Source organism: Bdellovibrio svalbardensis (genome assembly GCF_029531655.1).
GTDB lineage: Bacteria > Bdellovibrionota > Bdellovibrionia > Bdellovibrionales > Bdellovibrionaceae > Bdellovibrio > Bdellovibrio svalbardensis.
Genome location: NZ_JANRMI010000005.1, coordinates 64,537 through 83,485 on the forward strand (window position 1 = coordinate 64,537; position 18,949 = coordinate 83,485).

At 46.4% G+C, this 18,949-nt stretch carries 15 protein-coding genes; 4 read left to right on the forward strand and 11 right to left on the reverse strand.

Annotation, left to right across the window (positions count from 1 at the left end; all coding sequences use genetic code 11):
• Positions 1–16 precede the first annotated feature (16 nt).
• The 6 genes from NWE73_RS15980 to NWE73_RS16005 form a co-directional block, all read right to left on the reverse strand.
• A complete protein-coding gene (locus NWE73_RS15980; protein ID WP_277579358.1) occupies positions 17–1,624 on the reverse strand; it encodes a hypothetical protein in 1,608 nt (535 codons plus the stop codon).
• A 77-nt stretch (positions 1,625–1,701) separates the two neighbouring features.
• Positions 1,702–2,412, reverse strand: coding sequence for a trypsin-like serine peptidase (locus NWE73_RS15985; RefSeq protein ID WP_277579359.1), 711 nt, complete (start codon positions 2,410–2,412; stop codon positions 1,702–1,704).
• Positions 2,413–2,488: 76 nt separating this feature from the next.
• Complete coding sequence (locus NWE73_RS15990; RefSeq protein ID WP_277579360.1) at positions 2,489–3,253, reverse strand: TIGR02147 family protein; 765 nt, start codon at positions 3,251–3,253, stop codon at positions 2,489–2,491.
• A 58-nt stretch (positions 3,254–3,311) separates the two neighbouring features.
• On the reverse strand, positions 3,312–4,892 hold the full coding sequence (locus NWE73_RS15995; protein WP_277579361.1) for a LysM peptidoglycan-binding domain-containing protein: 1,581 nt from the start codon (positions 4,890–4,892) through the stop codon (positions 3,312–3,314).
• Positions 4,893–4,959: 67 nt separating this feature from the next.
• Positions 4,960–7,182 (reverse strand): lytic transglycosylase domain-containing protein, encoded by a 2,223-nt coding sequence (locus NWE73_RS16000; protein WP_277579362.1) that lies wholly within the window; start codon positions 7,180–7,182, stop codon positions 4,960–4,962.
• A complete protein-coding gene (locus NWE73_RS16005) occupies positions 7,179–8,705 on the reverse strand; it encodes a flippase activity-associated protein Agl23 (RefSeq protein WP_277579363.1) in 1,527 nt (508 codons plus the stop codon). The genes NWE73_RS16000 and NWE73_RS16005 overlap by 4 nt, the downstream gene beginning before the upstream one ends.
• A 30-nt stretch (positions 8,706–8,735) precedes the next feature.
• Here NWE73_RS16005 and NWE73_RS16010 point away from each other — a divergent pair, with 30 nt between their 5' ends.
• A complete protein-coding gene (locus tag NWE73_RS16010; protein WP_277579364.1) occupies positions 8,736–9,452 on the forward strand; it encodes a glycosyltransferase family 2 protein in 717 nt (238 codons plus the stop codon).
• Here NWE73_RS16010 and NWE73_RS16015 read toward each other — a convergent pair.
• From NWE73_RS16015 to greB, 3 genes are all read right to left on the reverse strand, one after another.
• Positions 9,391–10,416, reverse strand: a complete 1,026-nt coding sequence (locus tag NWE73_RS16015) for a YheT family hydrolase (protein ID WP_277579365.1) — start codon at positions 10,414–10,416, stop codon at positions 9,391–9,393. The genes NWE73_RS16010 and NWE73_RS16015 overlap by 62 nt on opposite strands.
• Entirely contained in the window at positions 10,404–10,874 is a 471-nt protein-coding gene (locus NWE73_RS16020) for a DUF3465 domain-containing protein (RefSeq protein WP_277579366.1), read from the reverse strand. The genes NWE73_RS16015 and NWE73_RS16020 overlap by 13 nt, the downstream gene beginning before the upstream one ends.
• A gap of 138 nt (positions 10,875–11,012) precedes the next feature.
• Entirely contained in the window at positions 11,013–11,489 is a 477-nt protein-coding gene (greB, locus tag NWE73_RS16025; RefSeq protein WP_277579367.1) for a transcription elongation factor GreB, read from the reverse strand.
• Positions 11,490–11,615: 126 nt separating this feature from the next.
• Between greB and NWE73_RS16030 the strand changes: the two genes are divergently transcribed.
• The 3 genes from NWE73_RS16030 to NWE73_RS16040 are packed head-to-tail and all read left to right on the forward strand — an operon-like array spanning position 11,616 to position 16,896.
• A complete protein-coding gene (locus NWE73_RS16030; protein WP_277579368.1) occupies positions 11,616–13,469 on the forward strand; it encodes a hypothetical protein in 1,854 nt (617 codons plus the stop codon).
• Entirely contained in the window at positions 13,469–15,079 is a 1,611-nt protein-coding gene (locus NWE73_RS16035; protein ID WP_277579369.1) for a fibronectin type III domain-containing protein, read from the forward strand. Before NWE73_RS16030 ends, NWE73_RS16035 begins: the two co-directional genes overlap by 1 nt.
• Entirely contained in the window at positions 15,079–16,896 is a 1,818-nt protein-coding gene (locus tag NWE73_RS16040) for an adenylate/guanylate cyclase domain-containing protein (RefSeq protein ID WP_277579370.1), read from the forward strand. The genes NWE73_RS16035 and NWE73_RS16040 overlap by 1 nt, the downstream gene beginning before the upstream one ends.
• Positions 16,897–17,060: 164 nt before the next feature.
• Here NWE73_RS16040 and NWE73_RS16045 read toward each other — a convergent pair whose 3' ends face one another.
• On the reverse strand, positions 17,061–17,732 hold the full coding sequence (locus tag NWE73_RS16045) for a glutathione S-transferase family protein (RefSeq protein WP_277579371.1): 672 nt from the start codon (positions 17,730–17,732) through the stop codon (positions 17,061–17,063).
• Between the two features lie 117 nt (positions 17,733–17,849).
• Entirely contained in the window at positions 17,850–18,839 is a 990-nt protein-coding gene (locus NWE73_RS16050; RefSeq protein ID WP_277579372.1) for a PstS family phosphate ABC transporter substrate-binding protein, read from the reverse strand.
• Between the last annotated feature and the right edge of the window lie 110 nt (positions 18,840–18,949).

The following is an 18,949-nucleotide window of genomic DNA, read 5'->3' on the forward strand; positions in this document are numbered from 1 at the left end:
TTGGTGTCGCGACTTTCTATCGGATCTCTACATTTGCAGATTTCCAGAACTGAATTTTTTGTCCATCAGAAGTCACGCGGTCCACTTGCACGACCACTTGCACTTTTGAACCGGACTTCAAATAGCTCTTAATGTCAGAAGACTTCGCACCAAAATCAGCGATCTTGATTGCAAACGCCCCATCACTGCCCGCCGTTAATGACGTGCGAGAGAAACCTTTTTCCGCAATGACTGCGTTCTTACCCAGAACCGTTTTGCGAATCAAAGTGACATAGTATCTGGTTGAAACCGTTGAATAAGGAACTGTGTTGTCAGCAATCAGAACCCGCGCGTTCTCAGCAGATCCTGAAATACCTGGAAGAATTCTATTTTCGTCTTTCAAAGCCGACATGTCCAAAATCATTTGCAGTGGCTGACGGATTTCGAAATCTACAACTCCGTTTTCCAAGACCATCCCCTCTCGGTGAACTCTGAGAACCACTTCGTAGTTGCGTGTGTAATCCCAGTTCACAGCCAAATCGCCATTGACCTGTGATTGCAAATGAGGGCGCATTTCTGATTGGGTCACCACTTCGTGAGTGATCGCATCTTGCACTTCCAATTGGTGACGGCTGGCCACACGCGGATAGATCGCATTATCTATGAACTTATACATCAGCCCCGCTGGCGTCGGAACAGCCGTGAAGTTCTGCAAAGATTTCTCTCTCAAATCTTCATCTTTATAGCGAGCGACCTGCTCCAGAGTGATCGTCACAAGGCCACGCTCCACGGTTTTGTTTGCAACTTTATAACCGAAAACAGTCGACACCGGTGTCATACGAATATCGGGAGCGGCTTCAGAACCGATCAATTCAATTTTGAATTTTTCAACTTCTGCAGAGTTCAGCTCTGTTCCTTGTGGGAATTGCACTTGAACATCCAAGCCCCATTGGTGATCAAACACATCATGGTAGCGGGTGACGCAGCAACGTTCCTCATTGCGGTAGCGAGTCACGGTGCGAGTGCGTGCTTCAGAACGGTATTTAGTCACAGTTCTGTATTTTGTAACCGCGCGCTGATGACGAACTTGCTCGTAACCGCAACGTTGTCTTGTGACAGGAACACTTTCACAAACCTGGCGGTCACGGCAAATTGGTGGGCGTGGATCAGGACGAATCGGACCTCCACCGCCATTGCCTGGATAAGGCGCTGGTCCCGGATCGGCTCCAGGATCACGAGGGCGACCGATCACGTCATCAACTGCTGCGCGCTCAATTCCTACATTGGGAGCATTGTCACACTCACGGACTGTGCGACATCTTTGCTCATACTCCGTGTAGTCCCGACAGATGTAGTCGTTGGAGTAATAGTCTTCATAATCTGTGTAAGCTTCTTGATCCTGATAAGGAACATCAACGTAGTAAGTCTCTGTGACGTCATAAGGAACCTGCACGGTGTAGGTGTCCTGATAAGGCTCTTGGCGATAGGCGTTCTTCACAAGCTTAGCTTGCAGCAGCTGTCCTTGAGATGCTGTGCGAGTGATAGTTTGTTGAATGTTTTCATTTGGCTCTGCATGTGCAGAAACCGCGACTAAGACTGACAACAAGGTCAGACCTGTTCTTTTCAATAGACTTTGGTGGTGCATTTTGTTCCCTCCTGTAACCCCAGAAAAGGGCTCAGCAAGAGGTGTTCCATAATGCGCCACGAAAAATAGAAAACGACTTAGTTAGGAATTCTACGAATGAGCTTTTCAACATAGGCGGCTTTCTTCAAACCGCGAGCCCCCTCTTTGTGAACACCCACTACATGACAAGTGTCCGCAAGCACCAGAGGTGAGCCCGATTGCCCGGGAGCAGTATCACAGTCATGCAAAATATTTGAAGCCGTCATCTGTTGAATCGAACACTGACGAAGCACGGGATCGGCTTCCAAATTCTTAGAAGGAAATCCCGCCGTCAGCAGTGCCACCCCTTCAGAAGGAGGTTCTGAGCCCGCATAAAGTGAGAGCACTTCCGTCTGACCTTCGCTGCAGGGACTTACTTTTAGAACTGCGACATCGTCATAAAGATTGATCATCAACACTTCCCTCATAGAAGTGGTAAAATTTTTTGTGCGCAATTGAAAATCTAAATCATGAGTTCGAACTTCTTCATTCACTTCATTGACGGCCTTCATCTCCATCTCGGGGATGCGTGACAACACCTGCGAGTACACGATCATCTTTTCGCGACCGAGCACAACATGGGCGTTGGTAACTATCAGACAGGACTGCACAAAAAAACCCGTTCCATGCCAAGTTTCGGCAGTGCTGTGCTTGTTGTAATAGATTTTTCCTACAGAGCGCAAAAGCTTCTCTTCGCAGTTAATTGACGGGCTCGCATAGCTTTGAGCTGAGAGCAAAATCGCTAAAAGGGATAGAATAGAAAATCGCACAAGCACCTCTCAAGACCTTCAAGGTGCAAAAAAAAGGCCCTGTCTCACTTTGAGACAGGGCCTTGGCAATACCTAATTATTCAAGCTTGGACATCAATTGCATCACAACGCTCAGATTATAAACCTCGGTGCGCTCGCCCTTCTCGGACATCGCATGCAAACGGTCAAATACATTAGCCAAAAGTTTTCGCACCTTCGGGATGTCTTTCTTATCCAAAGAAACCACGAAAGTTCCAAACAAAGTATGCTCGCGACTTTGTTCCATGATTGTCGGTACAGTTTGCATAAGATAATCCCGATAAGCCGCACTGACGCGCTGAGGATCCTTGTGCTTGTTATGATAGCGGATTCCCGAAATCTTCTGACGGTAACCTTTTCCGCGATGAACAATGATATTGTGATCCACCAAAGCCTGGAGGCTTTTTTTCACCGTGCTGAGACTGTATCCCAGCTTCTTGGCAATCCATTGTGGATCATCATTATCTTTTCGAGTTTGCAACAAGGCCAGGATTGCATGCACTTCCACTGTATCGAGCTCTTTAGAATTGTAATCGCTCAACTCAAGAAATTGTTCCACACTTTCTTCATCGAGCCCCTTGGAGGAACGCAAGCTGTTCGAAAAAATTTTCATTTCTTCAGCCGTCAAAGCCTTACCAGAAAGAACCTTCGCATTGAAGCGATCGCCAGGTTGCTCTTTACCAGCCATGATCACAGAAAGGCGTCCTGCCGAAGTCCCCAGATCGCGCGCAAAGGCCCGCAATGAATAGCGTGGGTTGCGCTTCACGCGTTTTTCAAAAATATCTTTAATTGCCTGAGACGGATTTTCATTTTCTTTTGCCATGGTGCTACTCTACTTCCAGATTTTGAAATAAAAAAAGCCCGATCTCTCGGGCTTTTTTTTAATTCTCGTTAGATTCAACCGCTGGGATCGTGATCCTTGCCCCCACAATCAGTGAGGAAGGATTTCTAATTTTGTTGCGAGCTTGAATCTTTGAAATCGCCACATTGTACTTTGAAGCGATGTCTGTAAGGCTTTCACCTTTTTTTACAACATGCACTTTATTCTTCGCCACTTCACGAGCCGAAGAACTGTTTGGGTTGCCGGAAACTGGCAGTTTCAATTTCATACCCAATTTCAATTTACTGCGTCTTTTGATGTTATTCAAATTCTGCAACTGAGAAACACTTGTTGAGTATTTCTGAGCAATCGTAAACAAAGACTCACCTGTTTGCACGATGTGGTAACGTCCACCTTCATTGTCCATACCCGCCAAAGCCGAAGATTTCTTACCGGAAGAATCGTGCTTTGCTACATTGGCAGTCGATTTACGATCAGATCTGTCTTTAAGCGGAGTGCGATCTGGAACATAAATGCTCATCCCAACTTTCAAACGAGTCTTGCGAGGAAGATCGTTCAGATCACGAAGGTAAGCTACAGAAGTGCGGTAACGACGAGCGATTGTTTTCAAATTATCGCCACGGCGGATTTTATAAGACTGAGTGTCACCTTGGTCAGCAACGAACTGAACTTGGTCTACGAAGGCTGCATTCGCCGCTACCATCGCCGCTTCATTTGTTCCTGGTGGAATACGAAGAACCAATTCTTGTCCTTTAACCGGAGCAACCTCACCTTTGAACTTTGGATTCAATGCTTTGAAGTCCTCGTAGTTCAAGCTCATCTTGTCAGCCATCTGACGAAGATTAACCGGTTTGTTCACAGTGATGTGATCGAACTCGATAGGTGGAAGATAGTCGATATCTTCGAAGCCGTATTTTGCTGGTTCTTTCGCGATCAACTTCGCCGCGATGAATTTAGGAACGTAATTGATTGTCTCCGCAGGAAGTCTTTTCTTACGAGCCAATTCCCAGAAATCGCGAGTGTAGTGATTCATCACTTCGCGCTTTACGCGGTTTTCACCAACGTTATAAGACGCCATCGCCAAATACCAAGAACCGAATACGCTGTAGAGACCCTTGAAGTACTCAGCCGCTGCTTGAGTGGCAAATACCGGGTCACGTCTTTCATCAACAAAGGGACTGATTTCCAAACCGTAGCGTTTACCTGTGCCACGGATGAATTGCCAGTAACCCACAGCTGCTGCATGCGAAGTTGCCGCTGAGCTGAAGCCAGACTCAATCAATGCGATATAGAAAAGATCTTCAGGAAGACCGTTATCACGCAGAACTTTCTTCATCAGCTTTTCATAGCGAGAAGAACGCGCCAAATATCTTTCCATGTGTTCGCGACCGCGACCTTGGAAATAAGTAATCCATTTTTCCACCAAAGGATTTACTTCCGTTGGAATAGATTCCAACTCTTGGTCCACGACCTTAGGGCCTTCAGGATCTGATAAACGAAACGAACTTATGTCCTTCATTTCGACATCAGTTTCAGCCGCGTTAGTGGTTTTGCCCAAATCCTTGTGGGCGCATCCTGACAACAAAGCCAGGATCACACTCATTGTTAAAAGTCTCCTCATGAGTCCTCCGCTTGACACAGATTTCAGGCTACAAAACTAAGAGGACTTTTTCAATAAAACATCCTCTTTATTTTGCCTTTTTACTCAGCAAATCCTGCCAAAGGACGGGGCTCACGACAAAAGACTCTTTATCGAGCATTCTATAGATCAAGACGTTTCGAAGAATTGCCTTCACATAGAAGCTGGTCTCATTCCAAGGCAACTCATCAAACCACAGCTCATCAATCGGAGCACTGGATGGCTGGTTGACCAAGGCCTTCACCTCGTCTCGTCCGTCCAGCCAGGATTTCATGCGATGGGGTCCTGCATTATACCCCGCCAAAGCGAAGGGCACATTGCCCTGAAACTGGTCTAACATCTGGGAAACATAGAACGAACCCATGGGAATATTTACTTCAGGACGGAACATATCGTCTGGCAAACTGACCTGCAGCCCCAGCTTCTTAGCCACTTCCTGAGCGGTGGGCGGGATCATCTGCATCAGCCCCAAAGCGTTGGATGTCGACACGGCACGCATATTAAAACCACTCTCTTGGCGAGTCAGACTTCGCAAAAGCACAGGGTCAATTCCATAGCGAGTCGATTCTTTCGCATACAAAGAGGCAAAAACCGACGGATAGCCAATTCTCAAATACTCTTCACGACGCAGGCTCGGATCCGCCTCAAGGGCATCATTCAGCATGCGAATCGCGGTGAAGTATTGATGACGCTCTGAAAGTTTCTGCGCAAAACGCACTTTCAATGTGGGATCTTTGATGTAGGGGCCTTCTTGAACTTCGATATGAGCTTCACTGGTCCACCCTGCCTCAGAAAGAATATTGAAACGTGTCCAAGTTTTCTTCTGAGCACCCACCAAGAAAATTTCTGAAGCCAAAACCGGAGCTTTGCCTTTTTGTTCCGGCCAAGTGAGCTTTCCGCCATTGGCTTCCGCCTTCAAGCGCATACCATAGTAAGAGAACGGATACTTATCGATCAGTACTTGCGCCGCTTTCTGCGCACGCTCTTTATTAGTTTGTTCTAAAGAACGCACCAGCCAATATTGGCCATTCAGATCGTAACGATCACGGGACTGCAGCAAGAGTCTTTCCAACAAAGCTGAAGCACTGGTGTAATCTTTTTTTCGATAATAGATCAAACTAGAGCGAAACAGAGCTTCTGCGGCCTCATCCGAGCCACTATTGAAAGTGATCAATTTATTATAAAAATCCAGTGCTTCATCATACTTTCCAAGAAAGTGTGCCGATCTTCCCGCGACCCACAAGCTGCTGGTTACCGTCGGAGATTGAGGATTTTTTTCGTACGCTGTTTGGGCCAATGCCAAAGAGCCTTCATAATCCAGCCGACGATGCAACGATTGCGCCCAATCTAGAAGTCTTGAAGAATCCGCTACTCTCATTTCGTGCAAAGCTTTCGTTTCGACATTCGCATCGCTGATGGAGTTATAGATCTCCAAAGGTTTATCCTTCAAACGACGAGCCGCACGACTTCCAGGATATTGATTCAACAATGCCACACAGTCCTTCAGTGCGGGAATCAAGTCGCCTTGTTTTAAACTTTGACGAATGCGCTCTTCGAGTTTGCCATCTTCACCAGTCGCTTCCACAGACGGCGCGGAGGATTTTGCCACCAAAGCCTGTCCCTGCGTCTTTGCCAGAAACTCCAACTTATCTGAGATATATTTAGAATCCTTCTGTGCTTGCGCCTCTTCATAAAGAAACTGTGCTTCTTTATAGTCATTACGTGCTAAAGCCAAATCCCCCAATAGCTGATAGGCCTCTGACTTTTGATCCTTGGTAAGATCGGCAACCGGATCGAGGATTTGCTCGATACCATGTTCCGCACTTTTATTTTTATTTTTCACTTCCACTTCAAGACGGTCCAATTCACGACTTACCCAGGTTTGCCAAAGCTCCTGAGCCCATGGGCCTTCATGAAACAACTCTTTGTTCTTGGCTATCGCCGCCAATGCCTTTGTCTCGGCTGCCGACGATTTGGGTTTTACCTGCGACAAGCAATGCAACCACGTCAGAGCCACCCACCCACGAACTTCTTTTTGAGAAGTGAAAACTCTGGGCGCAAGTTCTGCACACTGATTCCACTTCAATTGAATTTCGAAACTTTTAAGCTGCGCCAAGGGTGACAGCTTACCCGCTTTTTTGACCGATTCAGTTTCGTAAAGATTTACGAATCCAGAGGACTTCAAATCTTTCTGTAGATCAACTTTTTGCACGACAGAGTTTGCAGGTGCAGCGTGGGCAACGACAAGGCTCATTAATACCGCATGGATCATTTGATGTCTCCCTCAGGTCCCACCAGTTCGTAGTCGCCGTGATAACTTCCGTCAAAGATATTTTTTTGTAAGTACACCAAAGAAGTCTCTTTAGACTGACGCATAGGAATGGCTATTCTCATATAGCGTTCTGACAGCTCTGCCTCAACGGTCAAACGATCTTGATTGTCGCATAAATAAACCAAAGCATGTGGCTGCACAGTACGACCGCACAAATCATAACGAACTCCAGACAGGAAACGCAAAACCCACGGCCAAGGCCATTGTTCTTTCATTCCAATCTGAATGATTTGCGAACGCAATTCTGGCTTTTCCTCCAACTTTGCCAAGATCAACTCTTGTAAATTCTTGAGCTCATAAGTCGAATTCACATAAACATAAGGGTGCTGAAATGAAATCGGGACACGGTAAACGGCCTCATAATCACTGCGAAGCTGCAGAGGTGCCACCGCCAGGAGGATCGCCACGAAGGCCCATTTGTATTGGGGCCTGTCGGTCCAAACTTTTTGTATAAACAGAGCGAGGACAAAATAAAAACCCCACACCAAGGAAAGAATGCACCACACTGTTTTGTAAGGAATCAGAGAATACAGCAACAAATGAGTCAGTGAAAAAGCGCTCATCAAGCGCAAAGGCGCGTCCCTCATAAAGAGCCCCACGAAAGCCATCACGATGCCGATTATGGCTAAGGGCTCCGCCACCCACAGGGTCTTCACCCAATATAAAAATTCTTTGTTGTGACCGGTTTCTCCCATTCCCGTTTTCATCCACGGCAGGAATGCTTTAACGAAATCCAAAATCCCCGAAGGGTTGCGCATAAAGCCCGTGAAGAAGGCCACAAAGAAAATTAACAAGAATGCCACTAGGGCCGTTGTTCCAACACTCCAAGCATCGCGAAGTTTCTGCCAGGACAGTTGTTTACGCCACTCCTTGGGTCCCAAAAATAAAATTCCCACAAGAAAGGAGGCAATGGTCAACGCAAAAGTTTCCTTAAGGGTCATCATCCCAAACAAGCCCACCAGCAGAAGATCCAAGGACTTGTTATCTTGTTCCTCACCCCAGCGCAATATTCCAAGAGCAAAGAGCATTTGAAAGAACACGAAAGGCATCTCATGAATTCCCGATCGTCCAAAAAAAAGAAATGCGGGACTGAGCAAGACCAACAACAGCGCCGTTCCCTGCATAAGTCGTGAACGCAAAAACCCAAAACTGAACAGCATCACACTCAGAACGCCAAATGTCGCAGGCACGGCACGAAGAGTGGCGATGCTGCGCCCCCAAAGAAACTCAAAAAACTGCAAAATATAAAAATACAAAGGGCCGTGATAGTTGTTCGGATCGTATTTGTAAAAACCCACCTTGCCCATCTGCAAAACAAACCAACCATTGATACTTTCATCAAAGTGAATAGGTTTATTCGTGAGTTCAAAAAATCGAGTGGTGATAGCTGTCAGAAGAATGACAAGCCATAAAACGTATCGCGAGTATTTCGTGACCTGAGATGATTTCGCTGCTAATTTCATTAGCTACTTATGGTAAAGGTGGAATCCTCTGTGTCAACTCCTCACTGCTCTATGATCATGTATCTCAATAAGGATGCGGCCTTAATTCCGGCCTTCCTGCGTGATTTGCGCAGCTTCTTTGCCAAGTTTCCCGTCCACTATGAAGTGATTGCGGTGGTCGAAAAAAATGCCACTCAAAGTTTGCAGTTGCTGCAAACCGAACAAAGTCTTTCTCCTGAAAAAGAGCGCATCCACATTCACCAAAACAAGAAACACCTCGGTCGGGCCCAAAGTCTGATGCTGGGGTTTGAAATAGCACGCTCTGAATATTTGCTCGTGGTGAACCCAGAAATGGCCTCACCCTTGGGTGACGTTTTCAAGCTTTGGCAACATCTGGTCGGTGAAGACCAGATCGACATTTGCTGGGGGGACCGTTACCGTCGGAAGGACAGCCCTTTTACATCCTCCTCCAGCCCGCGCATTCGCACGGAGCACTTCTTCAATGATCTATTGCGCGGTAAAAGTCCTGAAGACATTCAAGATCCGCTTTGTGAAGTGATCGCTCTCAAAAAACAATCCTGGAACAGACTTCGCCCGGAACTTAAGAAAAATAAAATCAGTGGGTGGTATTTGGCCGCGGCAATCCAAAAATGCCATGCCATTCATTCATTCAAAATCATTGAACTTCCCGTCTATGATTCTGGCGTCACTTCAAAATCTTACTCTGTATGGAGTGAGCGTTGGCGCCTGATTCGACGCCTAAAGTAGCAGTCATCGCCTGCAAAGCTTCATTCAAGTAGTAATCCAGCCAACGATTTGTTCCAAGGGGTGTTGGCATTTTGGAGAGATATCCCAAATGACCTCCCCGGGGCTCAATATGCAATTGGATATTCTTCGGGAAGACTGACTTTTGATATTCTCGCACCGCCACAAAAGGATCATCGGCTGCAGTTAAAACATAAGTTGGAGTTTCAATCTTAGATAGATAGTTTTTCGCCGAACATCGTTCATAGTAGTCTTCACGGTCTCTAAAGTTTGCTGCATCCGCCGTATAGATTTGATCGAAGTCATGAATGGTCGCCCACCATGGAATCTCGTAGCGCTTTGCAATCAACCCGGTACGATGTTTCTCTTTAATATTTTCGCGAAGGCGATGGACAAATCGAGCGTCATAAACTCGATTGAAGCCTGTTTTTAAAAGCTGCGAGCCTGCCGCAAGATTGATCGGAGCATTGACGGTGATCGCACCATCGGGCTTTTCTTCACCGCGAAAGCCCCCCAGCAAACAAAGAACGATATTTCCGCTCATTGAATAACCAATAGTGATTTGCTTTTGTCCCGGGAATTTCGAACGTAAAACTTTTAAAACTTCAGAGACATCTTCCGCTCTGCCGGAATGATAAGGATGTCTGGCGTGATGTGCTCCGTGACCGGCGCCACGGTGATTAACCAAAACCACCGTGTGCCCCAGACGTCGACAAAGAATCGCCGTCCTTTGCATATAGTCCGCATAAACGTCCCCAGAGAGACCGTGATACAGACTGACCACAACCCCCGTGTGACCCTGATGATAAAAACAAAAAAGTCGATCCCCGTCAGGAAGATCGACTTCAAAATTTTGTCCGAGATTTTCGAGCTCAGGTGATTTCAGAAAGTGCGCCCACAAAGTTTGTCCGTGACCGCTAGCGGCCCAGAATGGAGCTTCACATGAAATCAGCTTTAGTCTTTGCAATAGTATGTTCCGTTAACCATCACATAACCATCTGGGCGATTGCCGCGAGGATCGTGATGAAGCCAGTGAAGCATTGCTCCTACTTCAGTCCATAAAAACATTCCGCCCATTGCTACTACGTCGCCAACTTTAATTGGAACGCGTGGGCACATGTCAGAATTATACACGGCTTGCATAAGCTTGCCATTAGAAAGACGTACAACCCACTTTTGATGCTTTAAACCACTGTTGTCATCTGGCAAAAGTTGAATCACAACCATTCCTGAACCTTCTACGAAGTTCACTCTTTTTTTACCTTCAACCGCTCTTACAATCATTGCATCCCCTGCAGTTGGATTGAAAAACGAAACTGTTTCTTCTTGGCTAGAATTATTGCCATGTTTATTTTTTGCTTCGGCAGTTGAGATCACCAAAGTTGCGGTCAGAGACAATAGAACAAGTTTGCTAAAAGCCTTCATGGAATTTCCCCCCATCCATTTATGTGCTTAAATTGCTTCTATCAAATGTGCGGACAAAGACAAATATTAATACTGTTATGAATAACGAAATTCATAGAATGAATAGAAACAACCCCTACCTGACAGAATCTGAAATTCTTATTTATATACGACATTCTCGATAGTTACATAGTCTTCACCAGAGGGCTTGACGAGTTTGACCTCATCCCCCAATTTCTTGCCCAATAACGCACGCGCTACTGGTGATTTCCATGAAATTTTCCCCTGTTTGGGATCGAATTCGTCCTCACCCACAATTTGGTAGGTTATTTCATCGCCATCTTCATTGAGCAAAGTCACAGTGGCGCTGAAAAGTACGGTGGGCCCCTTCATCACTTTTGGATCTACAACTTCGGCATCTTCAATTCGCTTCGTTAAAAAGCGCACACGTTTATCAATCTCACGCAAGCGACGCTTGCCATATTGATAGTCCGCATTTTCAGAACGATCTCCATTGCTCGCAGCCCATGCAACAACTTCGACAAGCTTAGGACGCTCGACATGCATGAGCTCTTGATACTCGGCGCGGAGTTTTGCTAGACCTTCGGGGGTGATGTAATTTTTGCTGTGATCCATAGTCCTCAACTCTAGACCAAAATACCCAGGGATGCCACCCGGAAAAATCCCCTACCTGGGGGATCCTAGCCCTTAGCTCCGTAAAACATTCCGACATATATTCCGAAAAAAGAGCTGGAGGAACTGATGAAAAAACAGTGGAAGAGATTAGTTATTGCAGCTGTATGCTCGTCATCAGTTTTTGCCGGCACCTATTATTGGTACAAATCCACAGATCTCTCTTCTTCCTCCCATGGCAATGAAAAACCTTTGGCCTACGTAGGCAAAGTCGTCGACGACATTCAACGCCGTCCCGCTTCTCGATTGTTGTGGCAGCTCGTGAATCAAGGCGAACCTCTTTATAATGGTGAAGCCGTGCGTACTTCCGAGCGTGGTGAGGTGCGAATTCAATTCACCGATTCAGATCGCTATTTGGATCTGGAACCAGAATCACTCATCGTGATCAAAAAAACTGAAGGCGAAATCGCCCTTGATTTGATGGAAGGTAGTCTTTTCGTCAATGCCAAAGCTGGAGCCGCAGATGCTGCTGGCGCGCCAGGGCTGGTGCTCTCTTCTGCAAATGGAAAAGTCGATCTCTCGAATGCTTCCGCCGCTCTTTCCAAAGGGCGCGGCAGTGCTGTCGATGTCCAGGTCTTAGAGGGTAAAGCGTCTTTGAAGGGAAAAGATGGACAAAGCAAAGAACTCACGACGGGTTCTTTCGGTGCTTTGGGATCCAGCGGATTTGAGTTCGATAGAAATAACCTCAAAGTTTTAACTCCGGTCCAAAGCAAACCGATTGCCATGGATGCGGAAGACATCAAAGAGATCCCTTTCCAATGGAGTGGCTTCCCACCAAACACCGAAGTGGCTTTGTGGGTGGGCCCAACCCGTAAATCAGTGAAGTTCTTAACCAAGGCTCCTTTGGGAAAATCAGATCTTTCAACCAAACTTCCATTTGGTAAACATTATTGGAAGCTGGTCGCTTCAACACCACAAGGTCAGGTCGTTGGAGAAAGTCCTATTTACAGAACAGAGGTTATTGCTCGCTATGCTCCCACAGTGGTCTTCCCGACTTCTGATGCTGAGATCCCAGCGAACACGACTCCATTTGATATGAGTTTCAAATGGCAAAAAGGCGAGGACACTCGCTCTGTGACTTTGGAAATTTGGTCCGATGCTGAATTGAAACAAAAAATCGCCTCTAAAACATTTAGTACTGAAGAAAGTTACACGCTGCCAGCGTTGAAGAGCGGCACCTACTTCTGGCGTATGAATTCTTACTATATTGATTCAGACAAGCCCGTTCTGGGCAAGCTTCAGAAGTTTTCTGTCAAACCTGTTGCGCAGGTTCGCGTAGAAGCCGTGAAACCTCCGGTCGTTCCGGTCAACGTGGCATTCACTATGCCGGAAAATAAACCATTTTATTATGTGGGCACACCGCAAATCAATCTGGCTTGGAACGCCGACAAAGTGGATCAAGTTTCTGGCTACCGCGTTAAACTGCATGGTGAAAACGAAGATCCTGCCACTGCGACCAGTATAGATATTAAAGAAAATAAATTAACCACCCCTGTGGCAAAGCCAGGTCGCTATATTGCCTCCATTGAGGCACTAGACAAAGAGGGCCAAGTACTGGGCACTTCGATTTCGCAGCCTTTAGAGGTTTCGCCTCTGCCAAACATCGCGGCTCCGGGCTTCATACCGGCTCAAGGTGTGCTGCAAGCTGGAACAGATGGTCGTTCACAACTTGAATGGACTTCCGTGGAAGGCGCAAAAGAATATTGGCTGACCGTCAAAAAAGATGGCAAAGAGCTCAAACGCACCAAATACACAACCAATGCCACTGCTTTAAGAAATTTATTGCCGGGCGAATATGATGTCGAGATTTCTGCAGTCGACACTTATGGCCGTTTGAGCGAAGTCAGTCCGACACGCAAACTCTTAGTACCTGATAAATCTGGCGTTCGCGCGCCGACATTGAAGAAAATCAAGGTGAATTGATGATTCGACACCTGTTGATTTTCTTTTCAGTGATGTTTTTGTTTGCAGAGGTCAGCTCTGCGGCTCCTTATCGTCGTCTCGTGAACTTCGAGTGGGAAGCTATTGAAGGCGCAAAAACATATGAAATTGAACTGAAACAAGTGAAAGCAAAAGGCGAAGGAAAAACCTTTACCTTCAAAGTATCTGAAGCCGCTTGGAATGGTCGTTTGTCAGCGGGCAAATATATTATGAAGCTTCGCTCTCGTGACTATCGCGGCGTTCCTGGAGACTGGAGTGAGCCAAGCGATTTCAACGTGGGATTAGAGTCTGCTGTTCTAAAGTTCCCAGCACCTCGTTCACGCCTTGAAAGCAAAGACGAAACAACAACAGAAGTGAAATTTGACTGGGCCCCAGTTGGCGGTGCGGAAAAATATCACTTTGAACTCGTTTCTGAGGATGGAAAAACCACAATTCGCGAAGACCTTAAAGACACTAGTTTCAAGACAAAAGTTCCCGTTGCCAGCAACTATACTTGGAAGGTCTCTGCCACCAACGAAGAAGGCATTGAAAGCGATGCTGTCTCTGTTGGGCAATTCGCGGTCTTGGGCAAAGCCATCGCGGCACCTAATCTGCAAAAACCTGAAACAGAATTTGTTCGTGAAGTGAAATGGACTCGCCCAGAAAACGTCTCGTCTTATGACGTCTTCCTTTTGAAATACTCCGCAGAGAATAAAAAGTGGGAAAAGTTCAAAGTCATGGAAAACTATCAAGATGACAGCTTGTCCTTTGATCCCGCTTGGCCTGGCGGAAAATATCAAGTGGTGGTGCGCGCGAAATCTGCACTCCGCCCGTCTTCGACTCTGGCAAAAGAAAGTTTCACTGTTCGATCGGGGGATCGCTCCCCTGCCGCCGAATACACGGCCCTGGTCCGCAGCTCGATTGAGCGCATGACCGGTTGGTATGCGATTGGCAGCTATCTGATCACTGAAATGAAGTTTGCGGGAGTCAATCCCGAAAGAAATTCTACCGTAGCCTACTCTGCCATCGGTGGCACGGCCCGCGTGGGACTAGGCTGGTTCAACCCAGGCACACCTTGGGGATTTTTGTCTATCATCGATATGAGTGGTTTCACATTTAAAGGCACCACTCGCACTTTTGCTTCCGCCGAAATGAATGCCGTATATAGAAAATCAGTGGGTGATCGCGGCGAAGCCCGCTTCCAATTTGGTCCCTATTATAAGGAATTGCCTGAAACTGTTGGCGATCCTTTCAGTGGTACATCCTCTGATTTAACTATCAGCGCCGCGGGACCGCATGTTGGCGCAGAGTACTGGTATTCTTTGACTCCTAAATTCGGCATTCAAGTGAATGCGCATCTCTATACTTCGCTCATGAAAGTGAGCACACCGAATGGCGAGCCTTTAGCTCCGACCATGTCGACTCAATTTGGATTTTTAGGAAGCTACCGCTTCACTCGTTCCCTCACGGGCTTGGCTGGCTATGCTCGTCGCGAAGACAGACTGTCTTATAAGGCGGTCCCTAGCGCGACGAATTTCGCTGTCGATGGTGACGTGAACGAAGCCACGATTGTCGGTAACTACCTTAACATTTTCGCTGAATGGAGCTTCTGATGAGAATTCCAATTTCGACCAAACTCATCACTGTTACGATCTTAATTCTCGTAGCTTCCACCGGAACCATCACTTGGATTTCGTCAAAGTACTTTGAGAAAAAAGCTTCTGAACAAGTGGATATCGCAAACTTGGAATCCGCAGCGGCAAAGGGCAAAGAGGTTGATAATATCATTTCTTCTTTGGTCGACAAAGCGCGTGTTTCCGGCTCCTTGTTGATGAAGGGCGCGAACTCTTCCGACGATTTAGAGTTCAACTTTTCTAAAGACAAAAACTTTATCGCCCTAGAAGTGCTTAAGCTGGACGGCTCCAGCGTCGAATCAGTCGCCCGCAAAGTCAAAGAGGATGTCTTCAAACCATTTAATTTGACCGGCGCTTACTTAATCAATGTCCGTGCATGGCAAAAGTTCCCAATCCGCTCGGTCTCTCAAGGCAGTGTTGAAATTAAAAATGCGTCTTATCCGAAAGCGCCAGCGATGATCACTTTGGGGTTGCCACTTATTCGTGATGCTCAAGGAAAAATCACACACATTGTTTTGGCAGATGTGGCTTTGGCTCCGCTGGAAAAACCCTTCTCGGATCCATCAGAAAGAACTCAGTACCTAATTGATCGTCAGGGCGAACTGTTGGCACATAAAGACGAACAAAAAGCGATCTCGCGTTTAAATATGAGCAGCAATCCCTTCGTGATGAAAGCCTTGGCTCAGAAGTCCCCACAGTTCCAGACGAAATTCTTAGATCCTGATTCTGAAGCAAACTATTTTGGTGCTTCTGTGAAGACTTCGTTTGGTGTCACCGTTGTCTCACAAACTTCGGAAGCTGCTATTCTTGAGGTATCAAACGAAGTGAAACGTCGTTCGATCTTCGTTGCCGGCTCTGCAATCTCGATGGCGATCTTCTTCATCTTTCTGTTCTCTATGACCCTCACCTCCCCGATTGAAAAACTGGCGGACATGATCCACTTGGTTTCAAAGGGTAACTTCAATGTGAAAGCCCGTTCACAAGTCCGCTCCCACGACGAGGTGGGCGACTTGGCGGAAGCCTTTGACCAAATGACTGAGGGTTTGAAAGAACGTGATAAAGTAAAAAGCTTGTTCTCAAAATTCCATGGTTCCTCTGTCGCAGAAGACTTGATTGGCAAAGACATTGGTGTCGGTGGACAAAACAAAGACGTTGTCGTCTTCTTCTCAGATATCCGTGGTTTCACGGCCTTCTCTGAAAAAAGATCTCCGGAAGAAGTCGTTGAAATGTTGAATGAATACTTTGGCGTCATGGTTAAAGTGATCAACTCCCATGGCGGAGTTGTGGATAAATTTATCGGTGATGCGATCATGGCGGTTTGGGGTGCACCTCGCAGTACGGATGAAGACGCTCACAAAGCATTGCGTGCGTGCCTGGAAATGCGCAAAAATTTGGCGATTCTCAATGAGTCACGCATTGCCCGAAACCAGCCGCCCATCAACATCGGAATGGGCTTGCACGCCGGCAAAGCGATCTCGGGCACCATCGGTTCTGACGAGCGCATGGAGTACACAGTCATCGGCAACACAGTCAATACGGCTTCACGTATCGAAGCCTCCACGAAGGCCTTCGGAGCGGACTTGCTGGTCACTGACTCAGTCATCGATAAAGTGGGCGAAGCCTTCAAAGTCGAACTGGCTGGAGCGGCGGAAGTTAAAGGTCGATCTGAAGCCATCAAAATGTACAAAGTGCGCGCCTACCGCGAAGCCGACGGCACTTACACCGAAGTCAAAACAGCTTATTCAGACTACGAAGCCGAATCAGCAGACAAGGTAAAAATCAAAGACGCCGCCTAGGTACGGACACACCTTTGGTGTCGCTGATGCGTTAATTTGAAATAAAAAACCCACAGCTTTCATACTGTGGGTTTTTTATTTAATAACCGAAAGCCTTTATTCTTTTACTAAGATTCCATTTACTATTTTCTAACGCACTTGCGACACCAAAAGTGTGTCCGTACCTATTTGAAAACAGGGCGGTGACTTTTTTCTTTGAGGGCTTCTTCCACCCAGAATTGGACGCCGTGATGTTCAACGATGTTTTTCATATATTTGCGAATCATTGAGTCCTGAATTTTAACTCCATAAGAGATGAAACGGAAAACCACGGGGGCAAAGAAGGCATCGGCGATGCAGAAGTCGCCGAACAGATACGGACCTTCACTCACCTTCAAGGCTGTGCGCCACAAATCCAAAATGCGGTTGATGTCTGCTATTGTACCATGACTTAAATGACGAAGATCACACTGCAAGCGAATGTCCATGCTCATTTGCGAGCGCAAGTTGGCAAAACCAGAATGCACTTCTGCCGCGTAACTACGCGCCAATGCGCGGGCCCCGATATCTTCAGGCCACAAGTGTGCTTCCGGTGAAAGATCATTCAAGTATTCAGCAATCGCCAATGAATCCCAAATAACGATCATTCCCTGTTTCAGGGCCGGAACTTTTCCAGAAGGCGAATGCTTTGCGATTTGTGCAGCAGTTCCCGGTTCATCCAATTTGATATTGATCTCTTTAAAGGGAAGACCTGACTGCACAGCCACCAACCAGGCGCGCATGGACCACGACGAAAAAGATTTGTCGCCGATAACAAGGTCAAAAACAGGTTTGTCGCTGTGAACATGATAAGCCATGAGAGATCCTCCGATGGGACCAGTCTACACTTTGCAATAAAAAAACCCACAGCTTTTAACTGTGGGTTTCAATTAATGCAGTACTCCGACATGCCATGCGAACTCATTAAGTTCGACTTAGAAAGTTGCTTCTTTTTTCAAGATTTGGTCAATGGTCAAACCAACTTGAGCTTCCCCACCGAACACTGTGCCCAACTTCTGCTTTTTAAGATGCTCTTTAGCAGTTGTATAAGCCTTCGCTGGAAGTGGAATGTACTGAACTTGTTTGGCCATTTCCCCCGCTTTTTCGATATAGAACTCTACATACTGTTTCACTTCTGGCTTCTTCATAGAAGCTTGATTTACGTAGATGAAAATCGGACGAGAAAGTGGGAAGTAATTGCCAGAGATCACAGTTTGCTCATTTGGCAATACGGCTTTTTTAGAAGGAGCTTTCGCACCTCCAACGACGCCCAACAGTTTCAACTTATCTTTATTAGAGATGTAATAAGCATAAGGAATATAACCTAAAGCACCTTTGGCTGAGTTCACACCCATCACTCGCGTGTTGTGATCAACACTTGCGGTGTAGTCACCACGTGAAGATTTGGCTTTTTCAACAATGGCTTCAGTGAAGTAGTCGAAAGTTCCGTTGTCCGTGCTGGCTCCGAAAAGAGTCAATTTTTCATCAGGCCATTTTGCATTCACTTGTTTCCAAGTCATGATTTTGCCCTGAGCTGCTGGCTCCCACATTTTTTTAAGCTCTTCAGTCGTGATTTCAGTCACCCAATTGTTTTTCGGATTCACAACGATCGCGATCGCATCAAATGCAATTGGCAATTCGAAGTATGTGATTTTAGAAGTGCGGCACGCTGCCATTTCTTCTTTAGTGATCGGACGAGAAGCATCTTGAACGTCTGTCTCGCCTCTGCAGAATTTCTTGAAACCGCCACCGGTTCCAGAAACACCGACAGTCACTTTTGTCGCACCTTTAGAGAATGTTTGGAATTCTTCAGATACCGCTTCTGTGATTGGAAACACAGTGCTGGATCCGTCAATTTTAATAAGATTTTCCGCTTTTGCAGACAAAGATGCCAATACCAATAATGAACTAAGAACAATCTTCATAGAGTTCCTCCGATAAGGTGAACCCTAACAAAAGTATTTTTAAGAGAGAATCTTCGAATCGTCAGGAAAGAGTCAGGATTGTGTTAAGACACTAAGAAATTTCCAGAACT